We start from the raw sequence: 25,711 nt of genomic DNA, 5'->3' as shown, positions 1-25,711 counted from the left end.
AATCATCGGAGGCTGGCGGTGTTGGGGGTTTGGCGAGTATAGGGTCGCCGTTGGCGTCGCAGCCCTTGACCGTATGCTCGACCTTGGACGCCCTGAATCCGTTTGCGTTGCCTGAGCGCCAACGGGGGTGGGGCGATCTCTTGCTCCGCTCACCTCGCTGCAACACCCCGTTGGTAGCGCCAAAGCCAGTCACCTCAGGAGGAGGAGACCAATCCCGGTGCCGATCAAAGCGCCCGCCCACACCAGATCGAAATTCACCCAGCCACGGCGCAGGATACCGAGCCCGACGGTCTCGAAGACCACCAGCCCCACGATCGCGATTACCACCAGCATGGCCGCCATATGCACCAGGACGACAGCCAGCCCGGCGGCCGCTGACCCGAGTGCGGCAATCATGCCCGTCATCTCGGCTCCCGGTCCACACAGCGACAGCGCCATCAGTTGGGCCGGCGCGAGCATGCCCAGCAGCAGGGGCAGGATCATCAGCCCGGCCCCGTGCGCCGATGCCATCAGGAACGACCACAGCGCCAGCCCGGCAAAACCTGTGCGCATGCCGACCCGCACCCGATGCCGGTAGCCACGCACCAGCCGATAGCCACCAAGGCCGATCAGCACCGTCACCGTGGCCGGCTTCAGGAGATCTGGCGGGATGACCAGTTGGACCATGGTAAAGCTGATCACCACCATCAGCACTGACAGCGCGTGGCCCAGCGCGATGGGTGGCAGCGCCTTGACCACCGCCCCGCGGCGGCCTTCCTGAAGTCCGAGAGCTACGGCGAAGAGCCACCCCATGGCCGGGTTGACTCCGTGAAAGGCGCCGAGGCCGATCAGCGCCAGCCACTGCCACGCATCGCTCATGGATAGCAGTACGAGTCCGAGGACGCGTCGCCGCCTTCCAGCCGGATCTGGTGTCCGCGGAAACCGTCGTCGAACCGCAGGAAGAACCGCTCGTCGATGCTCAGACCACCCTCCGGGGAGGCGTCGAGCTTGACCATCCAACTCTTGATGCCCTCGGGATAGAACTGCTCATCCCAGCTCCGGTACAGCGAGTTGGTGAAATAGACCCGTTTGCCGTCACGGCTGACCTCGACCATCTGCGGGCCGCCGTTCAGGTCTCCTTCAGCACTTGGGTGTCGGCTGCGCCCGACGATCCCGCCCAACCGGACCGAGCCGGTCAGTTTGGGTCGGAAGGGGTCAGAGACGTCGTAGCGTTGCATCTCTCCGGTGCCCCAGCACGACACGTACAGCCAACGGTCGTCCAGCGACAGGTCGATGTCGGTGACCAGCGGCGGCACCGCCTTGAAGCCTTTGAGAATGGGCGGCAGTTGATCTGGATCGGCCGGTTCAGCCGGGATATCGATGACTTTCCGCATTGCCCACTGTTCGCCGTCGCGATGCCACAGCCAGATCGACGAGGAGAGATCCTTCAGATTGACCACAGCGTTCATGAAGCCATGCGCCTTGGTCGGATCGTGCGCCGGGCGCAACTCCAGTGCCAGCTGATACTCCGGACCCAAATCGATGGTCTGCCGGTGCCGGCGGCGGTGCAGGTCCCAGAAGTGGACTCGTCGACCATACTTCGCACCCAGCAGAAGTTCCGGGTTGAGGCCGTCCTCGATCATGTCGGGCGTACCCCATTCGCTGGTGATCATCGTATCCTGGCCGAGATGCCACCAGACGTCGTAAGAGAGGAACTGCGGGCCGCGGTCGATCTCCCATTGGCCGAGCACGTCGAACGTCTCATGGTCGATAAGGAACACGCCGCCCGGCCCACCGCCATTGCCCCCGCCGTTGCCGAGCGCGCTGACATAGATGCCCTCGGGACCGCAATGCAGCGTGTGGGGGCGGGAATAGTTGGCGCGGGCGGCCAGCTGCTCCGGCTCGATCACCTTGGCGATCTTTGGATGGGCTGGGTCCGCCTTGGTGTCCACGATGTGAATGCGCGAGGACCGCAGCCCCGGTACGATGAGGTAGCGGCGCTCGACGTGCGGATGAGGCGCATAAGGGCACAAAGCGGAACTGCAGGCGTTCCAGCCGAAATGATGCAACTCATCACCGACATTTGGCATGTCGAGGCGGCTGATGATCCGGCCGTACCCCGAAGAGCCGGGGTCGACGTCGACGACACCGAGGGCATCCGGGCGGGCGTCGGTGTCCGTGTTCAACATCGCCACATAGGCCAGCCGCTCCGGGGGAGCTTGCATCGCCATACGTGGAGACGGATAGAAGCTGGGATCGGGGGTCCAAGTGGCCATGGAGGAACCTCTCAAGTCGCCACGCGCCTAACAAGGAGGGTATCGCGACACAGAGGTTCGTGATGCGAAGGAAAGGGGCTTGTCGGTTCTTCCATAAGTGGGTTTAGTCATCCCAAATCTGGTTCAGAATAATTGGGATAAACGCATGGTGATCAGGTGGTGCTGGAACCCCGGCGCGTCTTATGCGCCATCCACATCCATAGGTCCCACGCCGATGGCCTGATCTGCGGGCTCCGTGAACGCGAGGACGGCCTTTCCATACCCATCCGCGCTGCGGACTTGCCGCATCCAGAGGCGTATTTTGGCACCTTCGCACCTTAACTTTCCCATGGAGGGGTGCCATGACCACGTCGGCAGCGAAAACCATCGATTTCAGTGACCTGAAACGAGCCATCGAATGCAGCGATGCCGACACACTGGTCCAGTTTTATACCGATGATGCCGAGATGATCATCGTCGATCGCAACCGTCCGCCCAGCGCGCCGATGACGCTGTTGGGCAAAGAAGAAATCACGGCATTCTGGCGCGATGTCTGCTCCAGGAACATGACGCATCGTGTCGGTCGAGAGGTGATTGGGGCGGACCGCGCCGCCTTCGTTGAGGAGTGCGCCTACCCTGACGGGTGCCATGTGATGTCGGCGATGACCCTCGAGCTGCGCGACGGTCGGATCGCCCGGCATCTTACTGTTCAAGCATGGGATGAGGTTAGCTGCGCGCCTGCTCGAACCTCCTGAAGCCTCCCTCCTATCCCATCGAGGGTTCCGTCAGCTCTCACGCCAGGACTGGCGAGTGGGCGCAGCGCGGCCGGGACGTGCTGCTTGCGCTTGGTCGCCGACGGCAGGACGTTGCGCACCTCATCATGAGCGCGGCAGAAGCGGTGAGCGCTGTTCGGCTGGTCGAAGCCGCGCATCGGCCGTGTGCGCCCTTTCACCCCGCGGTGATGTTGCTCCAAATGGTTGTTTTGTACTTGGGGGCGGTTGAGCGGTCGACGACGCCGGGCGATGACCGCCAAGTCGGCGGGGCCGAGGGTGTCATGGCGGCTGAGGCTGCCGGTGAAGTCAGGGCGCGCGGCGGACTCCTCCCGGCGGCCCAGGCGGCATGGTCACAAACGCTCGGCGTGAAGGCTGAGCCGTCTACCAGTGTCAGCAGGCATGTCATTGCCCATCCTCCCTCAATGGGCCGGCAGGCGCTCCATGGCACCCGGTTTGTCGTGAATCGCCAACTTGTCCACGATGGTTTCGCTGGCATGGTTCAGGCCGACGATTTCGACCTCGGCCCCTTCCCGGCGGAACTTCAGCACCACCATGTCGAGCGCGCACCCAGCCGCCCGACTTCACATTGATCACCGACTGGCCGATCATCTGCTCACCGCGGCGGCCATCTTCATCGTCGCCAACCGGCTCAACGCGTTCTGAAAACCGGCTCTTACTGTGTTTCGACACGCAGCAGGGTCCCGATCCCGCTTGGGATGTCATCGGACGAAGCCTTCCGTTGCGGTCCGGCACAGCTTGGAGGACAGAGGCTCTTGGTTTGCCCCCCATTAACGTATAATCACGCCTGTCCTATGCCCCATCCCCATCATGGGCCATACACAGTATTAAGATTGCAAAGACTATAAAAATAAAGTAACCCAACTATGTTTAGGGTGCGCTCATCCCAAAATTGTCATTCTGCAACACGCTATCTTCTGATCAATGCTTCATCCGATTGGAGGGGGCATGTCACTAACGAAGATCGCTGTCTTCACAGCCACAATGCAAAACACGGGCGCTGAACTTTGGGTCACCGACGGCACGCCGTTGGGAACGCGTCTTATTGCCGACATCAGACCCGGCGAGGAGGGAAGCGCTCCCCAGGACGCTGTCGTTGCCGGCGGCAAGGTATTCTTCACCGCCGACGACGGCCTGCACGGACGCGAACTCTGGGTCACGGATGGCACCAGCGGCGGGACCCGGATGTTCGACGCTGCGGCCGGCGCCGCATCAGGCACCCCGGACGACCTGACCTTGGTCGGCAACCGGCTGTTCTTCACTGCGGACGATGGGATCCACGGCCGCGAACTGTGGGTGAGCGACGGAACCGCGGCGGGGACGCGGATGGTCGCTGACCTCATGCCAGGGACACAAGGGTCCTCCCCATCGGCGTTGACAGCTGCACACGGCCGGATCTACCTGCACGCAGACGGTGACACTCAGGATGGGATCTGGAGTTCCGATGGCACCGCCGCCGGAACTCTCCTCTTCCATGCGATGGCGCCGCTGCCCTCCTGGTCCTACGGCATAACGCTGGTCAGCATGAATGACGGAGGGGTAGCCTTTCACGAGGGGACGGCGTCCTGGCCTTCCAAGCTCACCTTCGTCAATGCCAACGGCACCGCGACGGCATTTGCGAACCTCATCCCCGACAGCGGGGCCGTCCGCTATTCCTCCTCGCCCGAGGGGATCGTGGTGTCAGTCACGAATGTGATCGACTGGACCGGGAGCATGGAATGGCCTACCGCCGTCCGTCATTCAACCTTCTGGGTCACCGATGGCACGTCCGAGGGCACGCGCTACCTTGGCGACCTGACTATGCAGGGCTGGGACCTTGAGCGGATCGCCGGCGTGCGTAACGGCCATGTGGTGTTCACAACCGACATGGATACCTACCGGGTGGAACAAGGTTCTGCCTCGCTGATCGGAATTCTGGAAGAGGCTACTGGCAAGGTAAGCTTTCTGCCGAGCCAGGAACTCGCCAACCCGGTCGGATGGCTCGATACGGGACTGCCCGGCGATGATGGAGATCGCCTTCTCTTCTTAGACGAAAGCTATTGGTCGGGCTCGCAACGCCTGCTGGCGAGCGACGGCACACCTGGGGGCACCGCCGAACTTCATCAGAACGATTGGATGTACCAGGACATTGAGATTGCCGGCGGCCGGGCCTTCTTTCTGACGGACCAGAGCGGAGCCAATCCCGCTGCTCTGTGGGTGACCGATGGCACGCCCGAAGGCACACACAAGGTGCAGGACACATCGGGGGGAGCCTTCGGCGACAAGCTCCTCGGGGATCTTGATGGCCACATGCTGGGGTTCGATCGTGATTACGCCGCCAAAACCGATCGGTTCTTCCTGTCCGACGGCACGACGGACGGCACCATCGTACTCGCGGAGCTTCCCCCTGGAATAGGGAACGACTATTGGGATCACACGGCCAAGCTGCTCGGTGTCATCGCAGCACCGGACGGTATCCACCGAGGATCTGAAAGCAACGACACGTTGCTGGGCGGAGATGGTGCGGACCGGATTCATGGATTGGGTGGTGACGACCACATCTTGGCCGGTGCCGGGGACGATCGGTTGAACGGCGGCGCCGGCGCAGACTTCATCGACGGGGCGGAAGGTGCCGATCGCCTTTATGGCATGTCCGGGCGGGATGTCCTCGTGCCGGGGGCTGGGCGGGACATCGTGGATGGTGGTGCCGGCGATGATGTGCTGCTTGCCGAGCGGGACGGCGAGAGCGACCAATTCTTCTTCGCCCCAGGCAGCGGCGTTGATGTGCTGATCGCCCTCGACCCGCTGCTGGACGTCATCATTCTGAAGGGATTCGAGCAGGACATCGGTACGGCGGCATGGCGGGCAGAGCACGTCATCGAATTGGGGGGAAGCGTGCATGTCGATCTCGGAGGCGGAGACAGCATCCTCGTCCTGGATGCGATCGCACAGGACCTCCGCTTTACGGTCATCGACCCAAGCCTCTAACTGTAGTGGCCCGAGATCCTTGGCGGTCGGACCCGAGATTCCGTCCCGTTCTGGGACCGGATTTCCTGAGACGGGAAAGGGATTCCGGCTCACATTTGGTGAGACGGAGTGTTGGTGCACGGAGGAGAGCCGGACCGGTTGGCGGGGTCGAACGCGCCGTGTAGAAGGGCGGCCCCGTTGCCCTGACCACCGCGCCCGACATGCCCTTCAAGGACAACGCTGCCCGTCGCCACCGCATCCTCAAGATGCGGTTCATGGTGACGAATTGGTCCTCGTATGAAGCAATCGAGCAGACCCATGTCGGCGAACGCTGAGGCGCCCTGACCACATGGTGCGGACGACGCGCGAACAAACGGCTCCAGTCAGCAACGCTTGTTAAACAAATCCATCGTGGCCGGTCCGTTGTTTCCTGTTCAGGGCATGGAACCGCCCAGCCAACCATCAGGAGCAGTCATGGCCATTGCCGAAGGGTGGACGACGACGGTCCGGCGTTGCGGATTTCTGGCGGCCGTTGCCGTTCTGACGGGGTCTTGCGCCAACCCGCAGGCGGAGCTGGCGTTGCGCGCCCCAACGGCCATGGTCGGCATGAGCAAGGGGGATCTCATGGCGTGCGCCGGCGTGCCGGAACGCATGACCGCCGGCGGCGACGCCGAGTTCATGGTCTACAGCCGGCAACAGACCCTCATCGACCGCGATGTCGATTGGGAGCCCAATCCATGGCTGGGACCACGGGGACCGCTGCTCTGGGAGCCCGACGTGACGACCTATGTCCGGACCTACCGGTGCGAGGCCACGGTCGTTCTTCGTGAGGACCGCATCGTCGAGGTCCGCTACAACCAGAACCGCGACGCCACCCTCTGTTACCAGATCGTCGGCAACTGCGTGCGGTAAACGCGCAAGATCAGCGGTGTCGGATTGGGCCGCGTTTCATCCGGCCAAGCCAGAGGTCGTCTCGGCCCGCATGCGCACGTTACTCAACATTCAGCATGCCAAGACGCCCGACCGCAATTAGGTTTTTCAGCATTTCCCCGTGACGATGCCGCTTGGACCGTGTTCTGGCGTGAGGAGAGGAGGCACCATGAAGTCTCACCGGCCCGCACCCCGGACCTTGTCACCATTCGCCCGCCCTGATGGGACCTGCGTTGGCCGCCCTCCGGAGGAGGACGATGCGGAGCCCGTCCCCGCCGCGCCAGCGGAACCCGAGGACGCTGCCGTCCAGCCTGCCGAGCCAATGAACCCGGCTTGACCCAAAGCGGGTCTTCTCCGCAATGGGTTGGAGGTGCGCCTCATGCTGCCCGGGCAGCGTGGGCTTTTTGAACCAGGCCAAGGGGAACGCGGATGAGTCCATGACCGATTTGGTGTGATTGGGTAAGCGGGACGAGCGTTCCATCCATTCGGCCGACCGGCACACCAGCATCCAAAGAGACGATCCCCGGCAGCATCCGTTTACAGGGCCTAGGTCGCCGGCTTCGCGCTCGACCATGAGCTGGGGAATGAACCATGCTGTTTCGCGATGTCGGCAAAGATGTGATCGCCATCCCACAGCCGAGCCATGCCTGGCTGTCGGGCCAACTGCTCCGCGCCTGGGGCAATGGGGTCTTCGCTCCGCCCGTACCCTACGAGGAGGTCTGCCTCGGGGCGGAACTGCACGACATCGGCTGGCTGTCCTGGGAAGCCGAGCCGACGCTGAACCCCCGGACCGCCCGCCCGCACAGCTTCCAGGAACTTGGTGCGGCCATCCATACCAGCCTTTGGACGGACGGGGTGCGCCGCGCGCTCGCGTTCGGGCGCTATCCGGCCCTCCTCGTCTCGCTGCACGCCGACACGATCTACGGCAGCTTTTTCGATTTCGCCAAGGCACCGCCGGAGGATGCCGCGCTGGTTCGCCGCTTCCTGGACGACCAGCACCGCTTCCAACGCGCCTGCATCGAGGCGCTGTCGGGCAACCCGCGTTACACGCCAGCTCTCTCCCCGCCAGCGATCGAGCGCAACCGATTGCTTGTCGCCGCTGTGGACCGCATGTCCTTGCAGATCGGATGGGGTCACACCAGCGAAGCGTGCATTCCCAATGTTCCGACCATCGGCGAGGCCCGGACGGAGATCCACCTCCGTTCACCGTCTGGCAACCCGACGGAACTGGCCGTTGATCCTTGGCCCTTCGCTGCCGACCATGTCGAGGTGGTCTGCGAGGGGCGGCTCCTGCGCGGCCGTTTCACCGACGAGCGGGCGATGCGTCAGGCGCTGAACGATGCGGAGCCCGTCACCATCTCAACTGTGTTGAGGCATCCGTAACGTCGGTTTATCCGCTCGGGCTGGAGCCATATAGAGTATTTGGCGTGATGGGTGCGCCGACCCGCAGCAAGTTGCCATCCGGATCAATGTAGCGTTGGTGCACGGAGGCGGGCGGTCTGTTCGTCCTTTCTGGTACCAGTTACGCCTTGCGAACCGAAACCGGGCGTCCTGCCTCGAACATGCGGTTCAGGGCGGCGACACCGATCATGGCCTCGGCTTGCTGGGCGGGCAGAGTCCGGGCGTGCAAGCGGTCACCGAGGATGCCCTTGTCGCGCGCCCTAGCCGTTTCGCCCTTGGACCGACGGCCGTATTTGACCTTCCTCTCAGCCCATGCGTCCGGTTTCGGCGATCCGCTGGATGTGATGATCGCGCTGTGTCGGGCTGTTGGCAGCGGTGTCGCTGGGCACCGCGGTGGCGCGTGGCGGAATGACCGTATGCTCAAGCAAGGGGCCGACCTGCGAGGCGTCGCCGGCCTCGGTGGTCGTCAGCAGCGCGCCCACGATGCTTAAGGACGCTGCGTCCACATACAGGTGCAGCTTTCGCCAACGCCGCGGCTGCCGGGCGCCCCGCCATTTGGTCCGCCAATGCCTCCATGCACCAACGCCAATCAGATGCTGATCATTCTTTGAGCGAATGAAGCCTCCATCTATCAAGTTTTGCGCTAGAAGATTCCCATTCGGAATGAGAGAGCATATTGACACCATTGAATTTCAAGACATTCACTTATCATTCTTTGGCTGAAGCACCAAAGGCTCCGCCCGTTTTGTATCTCGGACATCCATGGCTTGGGAGTGGGGCATCAATGATCCGCATACGACCGGCAACCCCGTGCGATGCCCCCGCCCTGCCGGGGATCGAGCGCAGTTCCGGCGTGATCTTCCGACAACGGGCGGGGCTGGAGTGGATTGCCGACGACGACGTCCAGTCGGAGGAGCGGCATCGCGCCCTGATCGCCGACGGCGTCGCATTCGTCGCTGAATTGGCAGGGTATGGACTCGCCGCCTTCCTGAACGGCACGGCGACTCCCGATGCCCTTCACCTTTGGCAGGTGGCCGTCCACCACGACCAGCAGGGCCATGGCCTCGGGCGGCAATTGATCGAAACGGCCCAGCGCCACGCCGCCGGCCATGGCATCCCCTCCCTGACCTTGACCACCTTCAGGGCCGTGCCGTGGAACGAACCCTATTATCAGAGGCTTGGCTTCGTCACACTGGATGACGGGCAACTCGGGGCCCGTCTGCGCGCCGTTCTGGACGCGGAGGAGCGGGCCGGGCTCCCCGTCGCACAGCGTTGCGCCATGAGGAAAATGCTCTGATGGCGGCTCGCCGTGCGCCGCTCCGGGATCCATGAAGAGTGCACGAAATATTTTGTCTTCCAACAATTCGTCAGACAGATGCTTGAGTTGGCTGTAATTTTATTGCCTCGCTGCGTTGCACACTCCGCGTATCTGGTATTTGGTATGCCAGTGTAAGGTCGTCTCCATCAGACATGAGGGAGATGCACCATGGCCTACACCACCGCTTCGCACACCGATCACGACGGTCTTCTGTCGGGCATCGTCAAGGGCGTCCGTGAGTTCGTGAGCGCTTGGTTCGAGGCTTCCGCCGCCTATACCGTCTATTGTGAGCTGTCGGCTTTGAGCAGGGCCGAACTGGCCGCGCGGGACCTGCGCCGCGAGGACATCGGCCGCGTCGCCATGGACCTGCCGACGCTGATGCGCGAGTAACCTGTGCACGGTCCTCTCCAAGCCGGGAGAGCGCCGATCGCGTGACGGGTCAGGAGAGCGCCTTCTGCAGCTCCTCCTTGCTCATGCGGGACCGGCCGGGCAGGTTCCGCTGCTTTGCCTTCTCGTAGAGGGCCGCGCGGGTCGCGTTCTCGTCGGCATGGTGCCGGAACGGCGCCGTCTTCCGGGCAACGTCGTCCGGCTGCTTGGAGAATTGTCTGCCCTTCTTCGTATCGGCGCGCTTCTTGTCGCTGGTGCGCCGGTAGTCCGCTTTGGACAGGTGCTCGCGGGCCTGCCGGGGGAGGTAACGTTCCCCCGTTTCCCCGCTCGGCTTGCCGGAACCCGTGTCCCATTCCTCGTCGCTCCACTGGCTCAAGCTGTTGTCCGCGCTTTTTGGCCCCGCGTAACCGCCGCCGCACCGCTTGTATTCCTGAACGGCCATCTGAGCCTTGCGGGCGGACCACTGGCAGGGCTCGCCGCCCTTGCCGCCTTTCAAGATGCTTGCCTTCACCGTCTCCCACAAACGGGGGTTGGTGCGCTCGGCGCGCGATGCCATGTCGCCCTCCTGCCTGTGACTCACGTCCACAAACAGGGCGATGAAGCGATGGTGCCGCGCCGAGGACCGTTTCCGCGACCCAGGACGCGGCGCGATCAGCCGCGCGCCGCAAGCTCCTCGTGGGTGATGCGCTGAAGGCCGCCCTCGGTGCCGACGACATAGACCTCGTCGGCGTTGCGGATGGTCGCCAGACGATGGGCGATGACCAGGGTGGTCCGCCCCTCCGCCAGCTCCATCAGCGACTTCTGGATCTCCCGCTCGGTCTGGGTGTCGAGCGCGGAGGTCGCCTCGTCGAGGATCAGGATCGGCGGATTCTTCAGGAACATGCGGGCGATGGTCAGGCGCTGCTTCTGCCCGCCGGACAGCTTCACGCCGCGCTCCCCGATGATCGTGTCGAGCCCTTCCGGCAGCGACGCGATCAGCCCGTCGAGATGCGCCCGCCGCGCCGCCTCCATGATCTCCGCGTCGCCGGCGCCGAGACGGCCGTAGGCGATGTTCTCGCGGATCGTGCCGCCGAACAGGAAGACGTCCTGCTGGACGATGCCGATTTGCCGGCGCAGCGAGGCCAGAGTCATGGCGCGAATGTCCACGCCGTCGATGGTGATGCGCCCCGCCATGACCTCGTAAAAGCGCGGCAGCAGCGAGCAGATCGTCGTCTTGCCGGCGCCCGACGGCCCGACGAAGGCGACGGTGGAGCCGGCCTTGATCGACAGATCGACGCCCTTCAGCACCGGGCGCGCCGGGTCGTAGCCGAAGGACACGCCCTCGTAGCGGATGTCGCCCTTCAGCGGAGGGGCCGGAACGGCGTTCGGCGCGTCGGCGATGTCCGGCTGGGTGTCGAGCAGCTGGGTGTAGCGGCGGAAGCCGGCGATGCCGCGGGGGTAGGTCTCGATGACCGCGTTGATCTTCTCGATCGGGCGGAAGAAGGTGTTGACCAGCAGCAGGAAGGCGAAGAACCCGCCTTGGGTCAGCTCGCCCACCAGCACGAAATGGGCGCCGGTCAGCATGACGACGATCAGGATCAGCCGCATGCTCATGTAGCTGAGCGTCGTCGAGGCCGCCATGATCTTGTAGGCGGCGAGCTTGGTGGTGCGGTAGCGGTCGTTGTCCTCGGCGAACAGCTTGCGCTCATGGTCCTCGTTGGTGAAGGCCTGGACCACGCGCATGCCGCCGACATTCTCCTCGATGCGGACGTTGAAGTCGCCGACGCGGGAATAGAGCGACTGCCAGTTCTTCGTCATCCGCCCGCCGTAGCGGCTGGTCACGAAGGCGATCACCGGTACGATGGCCGCGGTGATCAGCGCCAGCGGAAGATGCACCACCGCCATCAGGATGAAGGCGCCGACGAAGGTCATGACCGCGATCAGCAGGTCCTCCGGACCGTGGTGCGCCACCTCGCCGATCTCGTCCAGGTCGCGGGTGACCCGCCCGACGAGATGGCCGGTCTTGTTGTTGTCGTAGAAGCTGAAGGAGAGTTTCTGCAGATGGTCGAAGCTCTTGCGGCGCATCTCCGTCTCGATGTTCACGCCGAGCATGTGGCCCCAGTAGGTCACGATGGCCATCAGCCCGCCGTTCGCCATGTAGATCGCCAGCAGCGCCACGGTGGCGGCGACGATCAGCGGCCAGTCCTGGGTCGGCAGGAGCTGGTCGACGAAGGCGCGCACGGCCATCGGGAACCCCAGCTCCAGCAGGCCCGACAGGACGGCGCAGACGATGTCGAGGACCAGCAGGCCGGTGAAGGGGCGGTAGTAGGAGAGGAAGCGGCGAAGCATGGCTCTTCTCATTGCGGAACAGCGGAAAGGGTCAGGCGAGGTCAATGGGCGCGGGCGTCGGAGCGGCCGAGCAGCCAGACCAGATAAGGGCCGGCGAGCAGCGCGGCGAATAGGCCGAGCGGCAATTGATAGGGGAAGGCGACGGTGCGGGCCAGCCAGTCCGACACCACCATCAGCCCGGCACCGATCAGAACGGCCCCGATCCCCTGCTGGAGCGGACGACCCAGCCCGGCCAGCCGGGCAAGATGCGGCGCGATCAGGCCGATGAAGCTCAGTGGCCCGACGAACAGCGCCGCCGCCGCGGTCAGCAGCCCGGCCAGCAGCACCAGCAGGACGCGGCAGCGCCGCACCGGCAACCCGACGGCCCGCGCCGTCACGTCGCCCAGCGGCAGGATGTCCAGCCACTTGGCGGTCAGCGGCAGGGTTGCCAGCAGTAGCACCGCCGTGCCGACGCAGAACCAGGCGTCGCCCGGACCGGCCTCGTTGGTCGAGCCGCTTAGCCAGCGCAGAAGCGCGAAGGCCTGCGGCGTGCCGGTGGCGATGACCGCGGTCAGGACGGCGCTGCACAGGGCGCTCATGGCGATGCCGGCGAGCAGAAGCCGCTCCGGACCGAAGCCGGCGCGCAGCGACAGGGCCAGCATGGCGGCCAGAGTCAGCACCGCCCCCGCCGCCGAGGCGGCGAGCTGCACACCGAAGCCGGGGGCCGCGACGAGGAACAGCGCGGCGGTCAGCCCGACCCCCGCCCCGGTGCCGACGCCGAGGATTTCCGGGCTGGCCAGCGGGTTGGCGGTCACCCGCTGCAACAGCATTCCGGCGGCGGCCAGCATCGCCCCCGCCGCCGCGGCGACCGCCACGCGCGGACCGCGCCAGCCCAGCAGCGTGTCGAGCAGCAGGCCGGTGGACAACGTCCAGCCGCCCGGCCCGTAGCCGACCGTGAGCGCGAGGCCCACGGCAACCGCGCCGAAGACGGCGAACAGGGCGATCAGCCGGTAAGGGTGCGCACTGCGGTGCGACGGTGCGGGACGGCTGTTCAGCGACGGCCATTCGAACATGCGCAGGCGCGGCAGCAGCCAGAGCAGCAGCGGGCCGCCGAGCAGCGCCGTCGCCGCCCCGGTCGGCACCCGCTCTCCGTCCACCCCGGCCAGAAGCTGCACCAGCCCGTCGGTCAACCAGAGCAGGAGCGCGCCGATCAGCGGGGCGGCGACCAGCCTCTGGCCTTGGGTCCGCGCGCCGCTGAGATGCGCCAACGCCGGAGCGGCGAGACCGACGAAGCCGATCACCCCGACCTCCGCCGTCACGCTGGCCGCCAGCCAGACAGCGACCCCGATGACGCCGAAGCGCGTGGCGTTGAGGGCGACGCCGAGGCTGCGGGCGCTGGCGTCGTCCAGCCCGAGGATGGCCAGCGGGCGCATCAGCAGAAAGGCCGCGCCAACGCCGATCAGCAGCCGAACGGCGATGGTCAGCGTCGGCCCCCAGCTCTGCTGCGCCAGCGCCCCGCCGCCCCAGAGGAAGATGGAGAAGAGATATTCGCCGTTGGCGAGGATCAGCGCGGCGCTGCCCATCGTCGCGGTCAGGGCGACCATCATGCCGGCCAGCACGACGGCCACCGGCTCCAGCCCGCGCCGCCACGTCATGGCGAGGATCAGCCCGACCGCCGCCAACCCGCCGGCCAGCGCCACCCCCTCCCGCGCGCCGTCCATCAGTGCCGGGGCGTAGAGCATCCCCAGCGTCAGGGCGAGTTGGGCGCCCGCCGACACGCCGAGCGTCGAGGGTTCGGCCAGCGGGTTGCGCAGCACGCGCTGGAGCAGAAGCCCCGACAGGCCGAGCGCCGCCCCGGCGACCAGCGCCACCGCGATGCGCGGCAGCACGCCGTGATAGAGGATGACGCCGTCCAGCCACGCGGCGTCCGGCGGCAAGGGTATGGATGGCGCCGCGGCATGCCCGGCGACCTGCCAAGCGGACAGCGCGGCGGCGGCCAGCGCCAGCCCGCTCCACAGCAGGATGCGGTTGACGGCCATGCGCTCAGCCATGGCGGACGGACTCCGGCCGCAGCAGGGCGGCGGTGACGAGGCGGGCGAAGCGCAGCGCCGCCGGAAGCCCGCCGAAATGGTTGACCGGCTCGATCACGCTCACGCGCTTTTCCCGCACCATCGGCAGGGCCTGCCACAGGGCGCTGTCGTCCAGCCCCCGCACCACGTCGGAGGGCAGCGGCGGAACGACGACGGTGATGGCGTCCGGCATGCGCGCCAGCGCCTCGATCCCCAGCGGTGCCGCGGCGCTGTAGCTCGATTGCGAGGCCCAGGCGTTGCGCAGCCCCAACCGCTGGAGCACCGCGCCGAACATGCTGTCGTCACCGAAGGCGCGGACATGGCGGGCGTCGCCGAAGTTGATCGCCAGCACCGGGCGGCGGACGGTGCCGCTCAGGGAGTCGCCCAGCCGGGCGATCTCCGCGTCGGCCCCGGCGACGAAGGCGCGGGCCTCCGCCTCCCGACCCAGCGCCCGGCCGAGGGTCAGCGCCGCTTCGGCGGCGAGCGTGTAGGGCGGCACGCCCGGCTGGTAGATCGGCAGCGACAGGGTTTCCGCCACCCGCTCCAGGCTGGCCCGCTGCCCCTCATAGTAGTTGGAGGTGAGGATGAGGTCCGGCTTGGCCAGCGTCAGCGCCTCGTAATTGGGCGTGCCGCGCAAGCCGAGGTCGATCACCGACTTTGGGACCTCCGGCTCGACGACGACCTTGCGGAACTGGATCAGTTCGGTCGCGGCGACCGGCACGATGCCCAGGGCCAGCGCCGTCTCCAGCCCCGCCCAGTCGATGGCGGCGACCCGCCGCCCGAACGCGGCGTGCCCGAGGCGGGGCAGCAGCACCGCCCCGGCGGCCAGCCCCAGCGCGCGGCGGCGGGTGATCGTCGGGCGCCCCGTCACAGCACGCAACCGATCGGCTTGCCGGTTACCGGGTGCGGGACGGTCGCCATGGCGAGGCGGTAGATGGCCCCCAGCGTCTCGCCGGTCATGATGGCGTCCGGCGTGCCCTGGGCGATCAGCGCGCCGTTGCGCATCGCCAGGATCTCGTCGCAGACGCTGGCCGCCATGTTGATGTCGTGAAGCACGATGACCGCGCCGATGCCGCGCGCCCGGCTCAGCCGGCGCACCAGCCCCAGCAGTTCCACCTGGCTGGCGATGTCCAGCGCCGAGGTCGGCTCGTCGAGCAGCATGCAGCGCGTGTCCTGCGCCAGCATCATGGCCAGCCAGACGCGCTGCCGCTCGCCGCCCGACAGGCTGTCGACCAGCCGGTCGGCGAAGGCGTCGAGGTGGGTTTCGGCGATGGCTTCAGCCACCTTGGCGGCGTCCTCCGCCCCGAAGCGGCCGAGCGCGCCGTGCCAGGGAAAGCGGCCCAGCGCCACCAGCTCCCGCACCGTCATGCCCTCGGCGGGCGGGGTGAATTGCGGCATGTAGGCGACGGTGCGCGCGAAGTCGCGGTCGCCGATCCGCGCGAGGTCCGTCCCCAGGCAGCGGATGGCGCCACCGCCCGGCGGCTGCTGGCGGGCCAGCAGGCGGATCAGCGTGCTCTTGCCCGATCCGTTGGGGCCGACCAGCCCATAGATCCGCCCCGGATCCAGCCGGAGCGACAGTCTCGACAGGATCGCCCGTCCGGCAACGGAGAAGCTTACGCCTGCGAGGTCGTAGAGGGGTTGGGTCTGGTCTTGGCTCATCGGTCCTGGTTTTACGTTCGGCAAAAGCGCAACCCCCTCACCCTAACCCTCTCCCCGCTTTCGGCGGACCAAAGGTCCGCCTGTCGCGTCAGCGCAAACTGTGTTTGCGCGTGAGCAGAGGGGAGAGGGGATTTAACCTGGTCACCACGTCATGTTGACGGTCAGCAGGGCGGTCCGACCCTCGGCGTAGCCGCAGGAGAACTGGGTCTGGCAGCTCGCCACATACTCCTTGTCGAACAGGTTGGTGACGGCGAGATTCACGCCCCAGGCGGCGGGCTTGTAGCCGATCCGCGCGTCGAAGACGGTGGCGGCGGGAACCTTCAGTGTGTTCTCGTTGTCGGCCCAGGACGAGCCGACGTAGCGCACGCCGCCGCCCACCGACACGCCGTCCAGCGCACTTTCCCGGAAGGTGTAGTCGAGGAAGGCCGAGCCCTGGACCTGCGGCACGATGTAGGGGGTCTTGCCGATCAGCGCCGGGTTGGCGTCCTTCTTGATGTCGAGGTCCAGCGCGGTGAAGGAGGCGACCGCCTTCAGGTTCGGCGTGATGTTGGCCTTCGCCTCAAGCTCGATGCCGCGCGAGTTGACCTCGCCAAGCTGCGTCTCGGCGTTGAAGGGGCCGGTCACCACGTTGGTGCGCGTCAGGTCGAACAGGGCCGCGGTGAAGATGGCGTCCATCCAGGCCGGGCGGTACTTGACGCCGACCTCGTACTGCTGGCCGGTTTCCGGCTTGAACACGCCGGCCACCGCCGACGATCCCAGCACCGGGTTGAAGAAGGTGGAGGCGCTGACATAGGGCGTCACGCCGTTGGCGAACTCGTAGGCCAGACCGGCGCGCCCGCTGAACTTCCCGTCCTTGCCGTCGTAGGCGGGCGTGCCTTCGGCGTCGGTCGAGGCGATGTCGTAGCGACCGTTCAGCGTCACCAGGAAGCCCTGGCCGAAGCGCATCTGGTCCTGGAGATAGACGCCGAGCTGACCCATCGTCAGCTCCTGGTCGATGTAGGAGAAGCGCTGGCCCTGCGCGGCGCCGTAGATCGGGTTGGTGGCGCTGATCGGCGTGGCCGAGCCGGACGCCTGCACCTGATCCATCTTGAAATACTTGTAGTCGACGCCGACCAGCGCCGTGTGGGCGACCGGCCCGGTCTGCCACTTGGATTCGAGCTGGTTGTCGATCAGGAAGGTGTTGACCTTGGTCGTGTGCTCGAAATTGATGCGCGACAGCAGGTTGTTCGGATCGGTCGGCACCGCCGAGAAGCCGTTGTAGCCGAAGGGATAGACCGTGACCTCGTGGACACGGCTGTAGCCATAGCGGGCGTTCTGGCGGAAGGTCAGGTCATTGTCGAAGCGGTGCTCGAACTCGTAGCCGATGGAGGCCTGACGGCGCCGGTAGGTGTCGATGTCCGGCTCGGTGAAGTTGGATTTGCGGTCGATGCGCCCGAAGGGGGCCGGCTTCACCGTGCCGACATAGGGCAGGAAGGCGCCGCCGTTGTGCGTCTCGTCGATGTCGGTGTAGTTGCTCAGCACCGTCAGCGTGCTGCGCTCGTTCGGCGACCACTTGAAACTCGGCGAGATGGTGCCGCGGAAGCCGTCGGCGAAGTCGGTGTAGCTGTCGCCGCCGGCGATGCGCCCGGTCAGCCGGTAGCTCAGCGTCGGGTCGATGGCACCACCGACGTCCAGCCCGAGATGGGCGGTGCCATGCTGGTTGATCCCCGCCTCGACCGAGCGCACCGGCGTGTCGCCGGGCCGCCGGGAGACGTAATTCACCAGACCGCCGGGGTTGCTGCCACCGTAGAGGACGGAGGAGGCGCCGCGCAGCACCTCGATCCGCTCCAGCGTGTAGCTGTCCACGAACTGGCCGCCGAAGCCGTAGCTGTAGAGCTGGAGCCCGTCCTGGTAGATGCCGGTCTGCGTCGCCTGGAAGCCGCGGATGAAGATCCAGTTGGTGTCGCTGTCCGGGCCGAAGGGCTGGCTGAAGACGCCGGGGGTGTAGCGCAGCGCCTCGTCCACCTTCTGCGCGCCGCGGTCGTCCATCTCCTCGCGCCCGATCACCGAGACGGATTGCGGGACCGCCTCCAGGGGAATGTCGGTCTTGGACCCGGTGGCCGAGCGGCCGGGCACATAGCCGCGGACCGGGCTGGTCGCGGTGTCGACGGCCCGGCTGCCCTCGACGGTCACCGGAGCCAGAACCGCCGGGGCGGTCGCGTCCTGCGCCTGGGCGAGCGCCGGCACCAGCAGGGCGGCGAGCGCCGTGCCGTTCAAGAGGAAGCGGGTCAGTCGCGTGTTGGAAATATCACTCATCGCAATCGGCCTCGGACTGTATGCGGCATCCGCGAAGCGCCTTCGGACCGGCGGGTACCGAAGCGCCTTCGTTGTTGCGAATGATTAGCATGTGCATGAAGCGGCGCGATTGAACGGTCTTTGGATGGGTTGGACAATCTTCCGGCATTCGTCGGTCCCAGGGGGCGTCGGGCGGTGCGTCGGGCGATGCCCCGCCTCAGCCGCACTGGTTGCGCAGCCACGCGGCGGGTGTGGTGCCGACGATCTGGCGGAAGACGCGCGTCAGGTGCGCCTGATCGGAGAAACCCGCCATCACCGCGGCGGCGGCCAGCGTCATGTCCGATCCGGTCAGCAGGCTCTTGGCCCGCTCCACGCGGACCCGCATCTGCCATTTGTGGGGCGGCAGGCCGGTCGAGGCCTTGAAGGCGGTGCAGAAATGGGTGGTGGACAGGCCGGTCAGCTCGGCCAGTTCCTGCAGGCGGATGGGACGACTGCAATGCTCCTCGATGTAGTCGGTGACGCGCCTCAACTGGCGCGGCGGCAACTGCCCCCGCTTGCGTTCGGCGACGGGCTCCGCCTGCGCGAGGCCGACGAACAGCGCGGCCATCAGGCTCTCGCCGTAGAGGTCGTGCAGGTTCGCCGACATCCGGCATTCCGCCGCGATCAGGCGGGCCAGCGCGAACAGCCGCTCATCCGCGAAATTCAGCCGCGGCCGTTCCATGCCCCGGACATCCAGCCCGTCCACGAAGCGGCCCCCCAGCACGGACATGTCGAAATGGAGATCGAGATGGGTGAGCCGGCGGACGTTCACCGTGCGCGACCACACCCGCAGACCGGCGGGCACGTAGCTCAGCGGCTCGCGCCGGCTGAGCCGGCCGGCCTCGCCCCGGCCGGGCGAGGCGGTGACGTGCAGCCCGCCCTCCCCCACCTGATCGAGGACCACCACCAGCCGCGGGGCTTCGGAGACATACTCGCCCTGGCCGTTCTGGTCGCAGGCGACGTTCCAGATGTCGGCGATCATCCCGTTCCAAGCGCGCCACTGAAGGTCCCCGAGGATGGTGAACCCTTCCGTGCTGCTTTGCATTCTGGGATGGAACGGCATGGATCGGCCTCCCAGCCAGCGGATTGAACAGACCCCCGGAATCCTCCCCCGAGCCGCCAGACCTATAGGGCAATATGCAATTGCGAACAAGTCGCATTCTTACTTGCTGCCATGCCTGCGGGCGAAGTGTGGTGGGGGTGGACGGCTGGGTAATGTGTAGATTGACCGGCAGGAGGCGCCGAGGCGTGGGTCAGGGCGTCAAAACGCAAGATTATGGGTGGGCTCTGGGGTCCGGTGATGGCGCTTTGCAGACAGCCGGCACCCTCCCCTGTCGCCTCCTGCCACCCAATTCACGCTTGTCAAATCAGGCCGCGCCCGCCGCCTCCCGACAAGCCGCAAGCACCACCCCGCGCAGCCAGCGGTGGGCCGGGTCGGCGTCCTGCCGGGGATGCCACATCTGCGTCACCACGACCTCATCCAAAGAGATGGGAAGCGGCAGGGTGCGGACCCCGGCCACGCCCGCGGCGAGCTGACGCTCGGACACCAGGGCGGTCAGGTCGGAGTCGCGGACGATCGCCAGGGCCGCCGGGAAACTCGGCACCACCGCCACCACCTTGCGGGCGAGGCCGAGGGCGGCCAGCGCCTCGTCCATCCGATCCCGCACCAGCCCGCGCCGCGAGGTCAGCACATGGCCGCAGGCGGCGTACTGTTCCGGCGTCACCGTCTCCAGCCGGGTCAGCGGATGGCCCTCCCGCACGGCGGCGACCAGCCGGTCGCGCAGCAGGCTCTGCACCTTCAGCTCCGGCGTGGTTTCCGAATGCACCCCGATGTCGAGGTCGATCAGACCGTCGCGCAACGCCTGCGCGTCGCGGTTCCCCCGCGGCGCGAAGCGCAAAAGGACGCCGGGGGCTTCGGCGGCAACGCGGCCGACCAGCCGGGCGGCGTAGACCTCGATGAAGCTCTCGCTGGCGCGCAGGGTGAAGCTGCGCTCCAGCCGGGCGATGTCGATGGCCTCCGCCGGACGCAGCACCGCGCGGACCTCCTCGGCGAGGGCGGGCACCCGCTCCCGCAACTGGATGGCCCGCGGCGTCGGGACGAGGCCGCGCCCGGCCCGGACGAGCAGCGGGTCCCCGGTGACCTCGCGCAGCCGCGCCAGGGTGCGGCTCATCGCGGAGTCGCTGAGGCCGAGCCGTCGCGCCGCCTTGACGACGCTGCCCTCCGACAGCAATGCGTCGAGCGCGATGAGCAGGTTGAGATCGGGATCGGCCATGGAGCGCGAGGTTAACACATGGCGTTCCATGCAGGAATAACCTGCACAGGCGGCGTCTTCCGCCATGCCAAGGGGAGAGCGACATTGATCCAACCCCTGTTGGAGACGCCGATGCCCCGTTCCACCATCGCCCGAACGCCCGAAACCATGCACCCGAAAGGCCCGCATCCGGACGGGCTGCCCATGCCCCGCCGCGCCGTGGCCGGCGCGTCCGTCATCGCCGCGATCGTGCTCGTCGTGCTCGACGGCGCCATCGCCAACATCGCCCTGCCAACCGTCGCCGGCACCCTCGGGGTTCCGCCCGCCGACACCGTCTGGATCATCACCGCCTACCAGCTGGCGCTGGTGATCGCGCTCCTGCCCGTCGGCGCCCTCGGCGAGAGCCTTGGGCACCGCCGGGTGTTCACCGGCGGGGTGCTGCTGTTCACCGCGGCCTCCGCCGGCTGCGCCCTGGCGCCGACGCTGCCCTGGCTGATCGCCGCGCGCTTCGTGCAGGGGCTGGGCGGCGCGGCGGTGATGGCGCTGGGCGTCGCGCTGCTGCGCTTCGTCTATCCGCAGCGGTTGCTCGGCGCCGCTATCGGCTGGAACGCGCTGGCCATCGCGCTGGCCTCGGCGGCGGGACCGACGATCGGGTCGGGCATCCTCGCCGTCGCCCCCTGGCCCGTCCTGTTCGCGGTCAACATCCCGGTCGGCCTCGTGGTTCTGGCGACCGCCCGCGCGCTGCCCGCCGTCGCGGGAACCAAGCGCCGCCTCGATCCCGCCAGCGTCGCCCTCAACGCCGGCTTTTTCGCCGCCCTGGTGATGGGGGCCGAGACCGTCGCGGCGCAGCCCCTGCGCGGCGGCGCGCTGCTGCTGGCCGCGGCGCTCTGCCTCGCCGGATTGGTCCGGCGCGAAAAGGACCGCGAGGCGCCGCTGGTGCCGTTCGATCTGCTGCGGGTGCGCTCCTTCCGCCTGTCGGTCGTCGCCTCCGTCCTCTGCTTCACCGGCCAGATGGCCGCCGCCGTGGCCCTGCCCTTCTACCTGCAGCACGGGCTCGGCCAGGACATCGTCACGGCAGGGCTGTTCCTGGTGCCGTGGCCGCTGGCGACCGCCGTTGCCGCACCCATCGCGGGCCGGCTGTCCGACCGCGTGGGCACGGGCTGGCTGTGCGCGCTGGGCGGCCTGCTCCTCGCAGCCGGTCTCGCCCTGGCGGCGGTCTGGCCGCTCGGGCAGGACGCGCGGCCGCTGCTGGCCTTCATGGTGATGTGCGGTTTCGGCTTCGGGCTGTTCCAGACGCCCAACAACCGCAACATGCTGCTGACCGTGCCCAAGACGCGCAGCGGCGCCGCCGGAGGGATGCAGGGCACCGCGCGTCTGGTCGGGCAGACCGCCGGCGCGGTGCTCATGACCGTGCTGTTCTCGCTGCTGTCCGGCCCGGAAGCCGCGCCGCGCCTCGGCCTCGCCGTGGCCGCCGCCCTCACCCTGGCGGGCGGCCTGACCAGCCTGCTGCGCGTTCCCGCGAGCGGTGCGGCGGAGACCGTGGAGGCGTCGGCCCCCGGCCGGTAACCTTCCCTCCGGGGATCGTCAGCCGCGCCTTGCGGCCTCGATCGCGGCGACATCGATCTTCGTCATGCCCATCATCGCCGCGAAGGCGCGCCCGGCTTCGTCGCCGCCGGCCGCCAGCGCCTCGGTCAGCACGCGCGGCGTGATCTGCCAGGAGACGCCCCAGCGGTCCTTGCACCAGCCGCAGGCGCTTTCCTGCCCGCCGTTGCCGACGATGGCGTTCCAATAGCGGTCGGTCTCCTCCTGGTCGTCGGTGGCGATCTGGAACGAGAAGGCTTCGTTGTGTTTGAAGGTCGGCCCGCCGTTGAGGCCAAGGCAAGGAATGCCGGCGACCGTGAACTGCACCGTCAGCACGTCGCCCGCCTTGCCGGACGGGTAATCGCCGGGCGCGCGGTGAACGGCCCCCACCGCGCTGTCGGGAAAGACCGTGGCGTAGAAGCGGGCCGCGGCCTCCGCGTCCTTGTCGTACCAGAGGCAGATGGTGTTTTTGGCGGTCGTCATGGCGTGTCCCTTCCCTGTCGGTGCGTCGCCGGTTCGCGTGAGGATACGCCGCCGCCCTTGTTGACGGGAAGGTTGCAATCCCTTTCGCAGAGGTGGCGCATGAGCGACCCGAAGAAGCCGGACGACACCGCCGTCCATCCCCCGCGCAGCTACGATCCCGACAGCCGGAAACCGGCCAGCGACCGTGACGAGGCCGCGCCCGGCACGCCGGGAACCGGCGAGGACATCGACCCCAGGACCGGCGAGACCTTCACCGAGGGCATCGGCGGCGCCTGATCGCCCTTATCGCCCAGACATTATCGTCCGGCGGCTAAAGCCTGCATGGTCACGCGGGCGGCGCTGGCGATGTGCTCGTCGTAGAGCTGGCGCGTGCGCATCGTGTCGCGGGCGGTCATCGCCTCGAAGATCTCGCGGATTTCGCGGATCGTGTTGGGCAGCCGCCCCGGCTCGGCCAGCGACACCCCGCGCAGCAGCTGGATGCGGTTGTGCAGCGCCTTGAGGATCTGCGCCATCGTCGGGTTGCCGCAACCGGCGATCAGCGTGTCGTAGAACATGGTCTTCGCCGTGCGGATGCGCGACGGCACGCCTTCCGCCGCCGCCGCCTCGAAGGCCGCCATGGCGTCGGCGAGGATCGCCCACTGCTCCGGGTTGGCCTGGGCGATGAACTCCGCCGCCGCCAGGCTCTCCAGCGCCCCGCGCACCTGGTAGATCTGCCGGACATCCTCCGCCGTCAGGGTCACCACCTCCAGCCCGCGCTGGGGCACGTTGTGGACCAGCCCCTCCGCCTCCAACTGGCGCAGCGCCTCCCGCAGGATCGGACGGCTGACCTGCAACGTCTCGCACAGCTCGCGCTCGACCAGCCGGTCGCCGGGCGAATAGCGCCCGTCGGCGATGGCCGCGCGCAACAGGTCGATCACCTGCTGACGCAGGGGAGCGGCGACGCGGACAATATTTATCGGCAAATTTGACATAAAATTTCTCTTCTTGTCAGACAGTATGACGATCTGCTTGCGCCACACTACCACCTTCGATTAGCATACGTATCAACGACGGTCCAAGGCGGCGGCCCAGAGGGCCAAACGCCACACCCACCACACCATACCATCACCTCGCACACAGGAGGCAGGCGTGCAGCGGAGTGCACAAGCGAGCGCCGTTTCAAAAAGCGCCGGCGAGCCTGAGGCCGCGTCCGACCCCAACCGGCAGAGGCGCCGCGAGCGGCTGCTTCAAATCGGCACGCTGGTCCTGCTGCTCGCCGTCTGGGAATTCGCGGCGCGCGACGCCAACAAGCTGCTGGTCGCCGTGCCCAGCGACATCGCCGTGGCGACCTGGGAGCTGCTGCTGAACGGCGAGCTGCTCTCGGCGACGCTGGACAGCATGTCGACCTTCGTCCTGGGCTTCGTCATCGCCTCGGTCATCGGCATCGTGGTCGGCTTCGCGATGGGCACGAACCGCACGGTGGAGGTGATCCTCGATCCCTACATCAACGCGCTCTACGCCATGCCGCTGGTGGCGCTGATCCCCATCCTGATGCTGTGGGTGGGCATCGGCTTCCTGGCCAAGATCACGATCATCATCCTGTTCGCGGTCTTCCCGGTGATCATCAACACGGTCACCGGCGTGAAGAATGTGGACCGGCACTATCTGGACATCGGCAAGGCCTTCATGGCCTCGCGGTTCATGGTCTACCGCCAGATCATCGCACCCTACGCCCTGCCCTACGTGGCGAGCGGCCTGCGCATCGCGCTCGGCCGCGGCATCATCGCGATGATCGTGGCGGAGTTCCTGACCTCCATCTCCGGCCTCGGCGGCCTGATCATCAACTACACCAACGCGTTCGAGACGGCCAAGGCCTTCGCCCCGGTCCTGGTGGTGGCCCTGCTCGCCAACGCGCTGACGGTTCTCGTTCAAAAGGTCGAAGAGCGTTTCGGCCGCTGGCGCCGCCGCTGACCGGCCCGCCTCCCCCCGCACCACACGCGCCCCACACCACACCGGATTGAGGAAGGAAGAGGGATCATGAGCATGATGTCCCGTTCGCTGAAGGCCGCCCTGCTGGCGGGTGCCTTCTCCGTGGCGATGAGCACCGCCGCGCTCGCCGCCGACGCGCTGAAGATCGGCATGCCGGCCAAGATGTTCCTGAACCTCGTCGAGTTCGTCGCGCAGGACCAGGGCTTCTACGAGAAGAACGGCCTGACGGTGGAGCTGGTGCACATCGCCGACAGCTCCATCCCCGTGCGCTCCCTGATCGCCGGGGAGCTGGACATCAGCCAGGCCGGCATGTCGGAGACGCTGGCGGCGGCCGACAAGGGCGGTACGCTCAAGACCATCGGCGGCGTCCACACCGGCCTGCATTACGCCTTCTACGCCAACGCCGCGTCGGGCGTGAAGGACGTCACCGACCTGCCGGGCAAGAAGGTCGGCATCTCCTCCCCCGGCTCGCTGCCGCACGTCGTCATCACCGCCCTGATGCGTCAGGCCGGCATGAGCGAGGAGCAGATCAAGTCGGTCCAGTGGGTCTCGCTGAAGGGCTCCTCGGCCCGCATCAACGGCATCCTGACCGGCACCATCGACGCGACCGTCTCCAACTACGACCCGAAGGCCGCGCACGACAAGAACGCCAAGGTGCTGTTCGTCGTTTCCAAGAAGCTGCCCAACTACGTGATGACCCCCTGGGACGTGAACGACCAGACCATCGCCAAGAAGCGCGACGTGCTGAAGCGCTTCGTCAAGGCGGAGCTGGAGGCGACCCGCTGGATCTTCGACAACGAGAAGGGCGCGCTGGACGTCGCGAAGAAGCACTTCGACTACAACGACGAGCAGCTCGCCGAATTCTACGAGTTCTACAAGGTCGGCGGCATCTGGAACCCGAACGGCACCGTCACCGCCGATCAGGCCAAGTACATGCAGGAGCTGAACGTCGAAGGCGGCCTGCAGAAGGCCGTCCACCCGGCCGAGAAGGTGCTCGACACCAGCATCGTCCAGGAGGTGCTGGCGGAGATCGGCACCTACAAGCAGCCGTAATCCCGTCGGGGCCGGCGCC

24 protein-coding genes are annotated in these 25,711 nt (G+C 67.0%); 10 read left to right on the top strand and 14 right to left on the bottom strand.

Features of this window, described 5'->3' with window-relative positions:
• Window positions 1-189 precede the first annotated feature (189 nt).
• Window positions 190-858, bottom strand: coding sequence for a hypothetical protein (locus H1Q64_RS21600; protein ID WP_237905543.1), 669 nt, complete (start codon window positions 856-858; stop codon window positions 190-192).
• Window positions 855-2,255, bottom strand: coding sequence for a selenium-binding family protein (locus H1Q64_RS21595; RefSeq protein WP_237905542.1), 1,401 nt, complete (start codon window positions 2,253-2,255; stop codon window positions 855-857). The genes H1Q64_RS21600 and H1Q64_RS21595 overlap by 4 nt, the downstream gene beginning before the upstream one ends.
• A gap of 341 nt (window positions 2,256-2,596) precedes the next feature.
• Here H1Q64_RS21595 and H1Q64_RS21590 point away from each other — a divergent pair, with 341 nt between their 5' ends.
• Window positions 2,597-2,989, top strand: coding sequence for a nuclear transport factor 2 family protein (locus H1Q64_RS21590; RefSeq protein ID WP_237905541.1), 393 nt, complete (start codon window positions 2,597-2,599; stop codon window positions 2,987-2,989).
• A 437-nt stretch (window positions 2,990-3,426) separates the two neighbouring features.
• Here the strand turns inward: H1Q64_RS21590 and H1Q64_RS21585 are convergent, their stop codons facing one another.
• Window positions 3,427-3,561, bottom strand: coding sequence for a hypothetical protein (locus H1Q64_RS21585; protein WP_269145384.1), 135 nt, complete (start codon window positions 3,559-3,561; stop codon window positions 3,427-3,429).
• Window positions 3,562-3,973: 412 nt separating this feature from the next.
• Between H1Q64_RS21585 and H1Q64_RS21580 the strand changes: the two genes are divergently transcribed.
• From H1Q64_RS21580 to H1Q64_RS21570, 3 genes are all read left to right on the top strand, one after another.
• A complete protein-coding gene (locus H1Q64_RS21580) occupies window positions 3,974-5,992 on the top strand; it encodes an ELWxxDGT repeat protein (RefSeq protein WP_237905540.1) in 2,019 nt (672 codons plus the stop codon).
• Between the two features lie 453 nt (window positions 5,993-6,445).
• A complete protein-coding gene (locus H1Q64_RS21575; protein ID WP_237905539.1) occupies window positions 6,446-6,883 on the top strand; it encodes a hypothetical protein in 438 nt (145 codons plus the stop codon).
• Between the two features lie 609 nt (window positions 6,884-7,492).
• A complete protein-coding gene (locus tag H1Q64_RS21570) occupies window positions 7,493-8,284 on the top strand; it encodes a DUF3891 family protein (protein ID WP_237905538.1) in 792 nt (263 codons plus the stop codon).
• A gap of 323 nt (window positions 8,285-8,607) precedes the next feature.
• Here the strand turns inward: H1Q64_RS21570 and H1Q64_RS21565 are convergent, their stop codons facing one another.
• Window positions 8,608-8,784, bottom strand: a complete 177-nt coding sequence (locus H1Q64_RS21565; RefSeq protein WP_237905537.1) for a hypothetical protein — start codon at window positions 8,782-8,784, stop codon at window positions 8,608-8,610.
• Window positions 8,785-9,086: 302 nt separating this feature from the next.
• On the opposite strand from H1Q64_RS21565, the gene H1Q64_RS21560 reads away from it, so the two are divergent.
• Together H1Q64_RS21560 and H1Q64_RS21555 are read left to right on the top strand one after the other, a co-directional pair.
• On the top strand, window positions 9,087-9,599 hold the full coding sequence (locus H1Q64_RS21560; RefSeq protein WP_237905536.1) for a GNAT family N-acetyltransferase: 513 nt from the start codon (window positions 9,087-9,089) through the stop codon (window positions 9,597-9,599).
• Between the two features lie 189 nt (window positions 9,600-9,788).
• Window positions 9,789-10,010: a hypothetical protein gene (locus H1Q64_RS21555; protein WP_237905535.1), complete on the top strand. Its 222-nt coding sequence runs from the start codon at window positions 9,789-9,791 to the stop codon at window positions 10,008-10,010.
• Between the two features lie 49 nt (window positions 10,011-10,059).
• On the opposite strand, the gene H1Q64_RS21550 is transcribed toward H1Q64_RS21555, so the two are convergent.
• The 8 genes from H1Q64_RS21550 to H1Q64_RS21515 all read right to left on the bottom strand — a co-directional run bounded on the left by H1Q64_RS21550 (window position 10,060) and on the right by H1Q64_RS21515 (window position 20,628).
• Window positions 10,060-10,563, bottom strand: a complete 504-nt coding sequence (locus H1Q64_RS21550) for a hypothetical protein (RefSeq protein WP_237905534.1) — start codon at window positions 10,561-10,563, stop codon at window positions 10,060-10,062.
• A 95-nt stretch (window positions 10,564-10,658) separates the two neighbouring features.
• On the bottom strand, window positions 10,659-12,335 hold the full coding sequence (locus H1Q64_RS21545) for an ABC transporter ATP-binding protein (protein WP_237905533.1): 1,677 nt from the start codon (window positions 12,333-12,335) through the stop codon (window positions 10,659-10,661).
• A gap of 41 nt (window positions 12,336-12,376) precedes the next feature.
• Window positions 12,377-14,365, bottom strand: a complete 1,989-nt coding sequence (gene fhuB, locus H1Q64_RS21540; protein WP_237905532.1) for a Fe(3+)-hydroxamate ABC transporter permease FhuB — start codon at window positions 14,363-14,365, stop codon at window positions 12,377-12,379.
• Window positions 14,358-15,254 carry an iron-siderophore ABC transporter substrate-binding protein gene (locus H1Q64_RS21535; RefSeq protein WP_237906491.1) on the bottom strand — a complete coding sequence of 299 codons (897 nt, stop codon included), beginning with the start codon at window positions 15,252-15,254 and terminating at the stop codon, window positions 14,358-14,360. Before H1Q64_RS21535 ends, fhuB begins: the two co-directional genes overlap by 8 nt.
• Window positions 15,251-15,925 carry an ABC transporter ATP-binding protein gene (locus H1Q64_RS21530; RefSeq protein WP_419468853.1) on the bottom strand — a complete coding sequence of 225 codons (675 nt, stop codon included), beginning with the start codon at window positions 15,923-15,925 and terminating at the stop codon, window positions 15,251-15,253. The genes H1Q64_RS21535 and H1Q64_RS21530 overlap by 4 nt, the downstream gene beginning before the upstream one ends.
• 258 nt (window positions 15,926-16,183) lie before the next feature.
• Window positions 16,184-18,337, bottom strand: a complete 2,154-nt coding sequence (locus tag H1Q64_RS21525; protein ID WP_237905530.1) for a TonB-dependent siderophore receptor — start codon at window positions 18,335-18,337, stop codon at window positions 16,184-16,186.
• A 196-nt stretch (window positions 18,338-18,533) separates the two neighbouring features.
• The gene (locus tag H1Q64_RS21520; protein ID WP_237905529.1) at window positions 18,534-19,337 is read right to left on the bottom strand and encodes an AraC family transcriptional regulator; all 804 of its coding nucleotides are present in this window, start codon (window positions 19,335-19,337) and stop codon (window positions 18,534-18,536) included.
• 385 nt (window positions 19,338-19,722) lie between these two features.
• Window positions 19,723-20,628, bottom strand: a complete 906-nt coding sequence (locus H1Q64_RS21515) for a LysR family transcriptional regulator (RefSeq protein ID WP_237906490.1) — start codon at window positions 20,626-20,628, stop codon at window positions 19,723-19,725.
• A 111-nt stretch (window positions 20,629-20,739) separates the two neighbouring features.
• On the opposite strand from H1Q64_RS21515, the gene H1Q64_RS21510 reads away from it, so the two are divergent.
• Window positions 20,740-22,173 (top strand): MFS transporter, encoded by a 1,434-nt coding sequence (locus tag H1Q64_RS21510; protein ID WP_237905528.1) that lies wholly within the window; start codon window positions 20,740-20,742, stop codon window positions 22,171-22,173.
• A gap of 18 nt (window positions 22,174-22,191) precedes the next feature.
• Here H1Q64_RS21510 and H1Q64_RS21505 read toward each other — a convergent pair whose 3' ends face one another.
• Complete coding sequence (locus tag H1Q64_RS21505; RefSeq protein ID WP_200485948.1) at window positions 22,192-22,671, bottom strand: VOC family protein; 480 nt, start codon at window positions 22,669-22,671, stop codon at window positions 22,192-22,194.
• Between the two features lie 99 nt (window positions 22,672-22,770).
• On the opposite strand from H1Q64_RS21505, the gene H1Q64_RS21500 reads away from it, so the two are divergent.
• Window positions 22,771-22,947 carry a hypothetical protein gene (locus H1Q64_RS21500; RefSeq protein ID WP_175429719.1) on the top strand — a complete coding sequence of 59 codons (177 nt, stop codon included), beginning with the start codon at window positions 22,771-22,773 and terminating at the stop codon, window positions 22,945-22,947.
• A 20-nt stretch (window positions 22,948-22,967) separates the two neighbouring features.
• Here the strand turns inward: H1Q64_RS21500 and H1Q64_RS33870 are convergent, their stop codons facing one another.
• Window positions 22,968-23,642: a GntR family transcriptional regulator gene (locus H1Q64_RS33870; RefSeq protein ID WP_269145383.1), complete on the bottom strand. Its 675-nt coding sequence runs from the start codon at window positions 23,640-23,642 to the stop codon at window positions 22,968-22,970.
• 157 nt (window positions 23,643-23,799) lie between these two features.
• On the opposite strand from H1Q64_RS33870, the gene H1Q64_RS21485 reads away from it, so the two are divergent.
• Window positions 23,800-24,621: an ABC transporter permease gene (locus tag H1Q64_RS21485; protein WP_103040514.1), complete on the top strand. Its 822-nt coding sequence runs from the start codon at window positions 23,800-23,802 to the stop codon at window positions 24,619-24,621.
• Between the two features lie 66 nt (window positions 24,622-24,687).
• Window positions 24,688-25,692: an ABC transporter substrate-binding protein gene (locus H1Q64_RS21480; RefSeq protein ID WP_237905527.1), complete on the top strand. Its 1,005-nt coding sequence runs from the start codon at window positions 24,688-24,690 to the stop codon at window positions 25,690-25,692.
• The last annotated feature ends 19 nt before the right edge of the window (window positions 25,693-25,711 follow it).

This window comes from Azospirillum brasilense, from assembly GCF_022023855.1.
GTDB classification, from domain to species: domain Bacteria; phylum Pseudomonadota; class Alphaproteobacteria; order Azospirillales; family Azospirillaceae; genus Azospirillum; species Azospirillum brasilense_F.
Note: the sequence above shows the minus strand (reverse complement) of the source record. Positions and strands in the feature narration are given on the sequence as shown.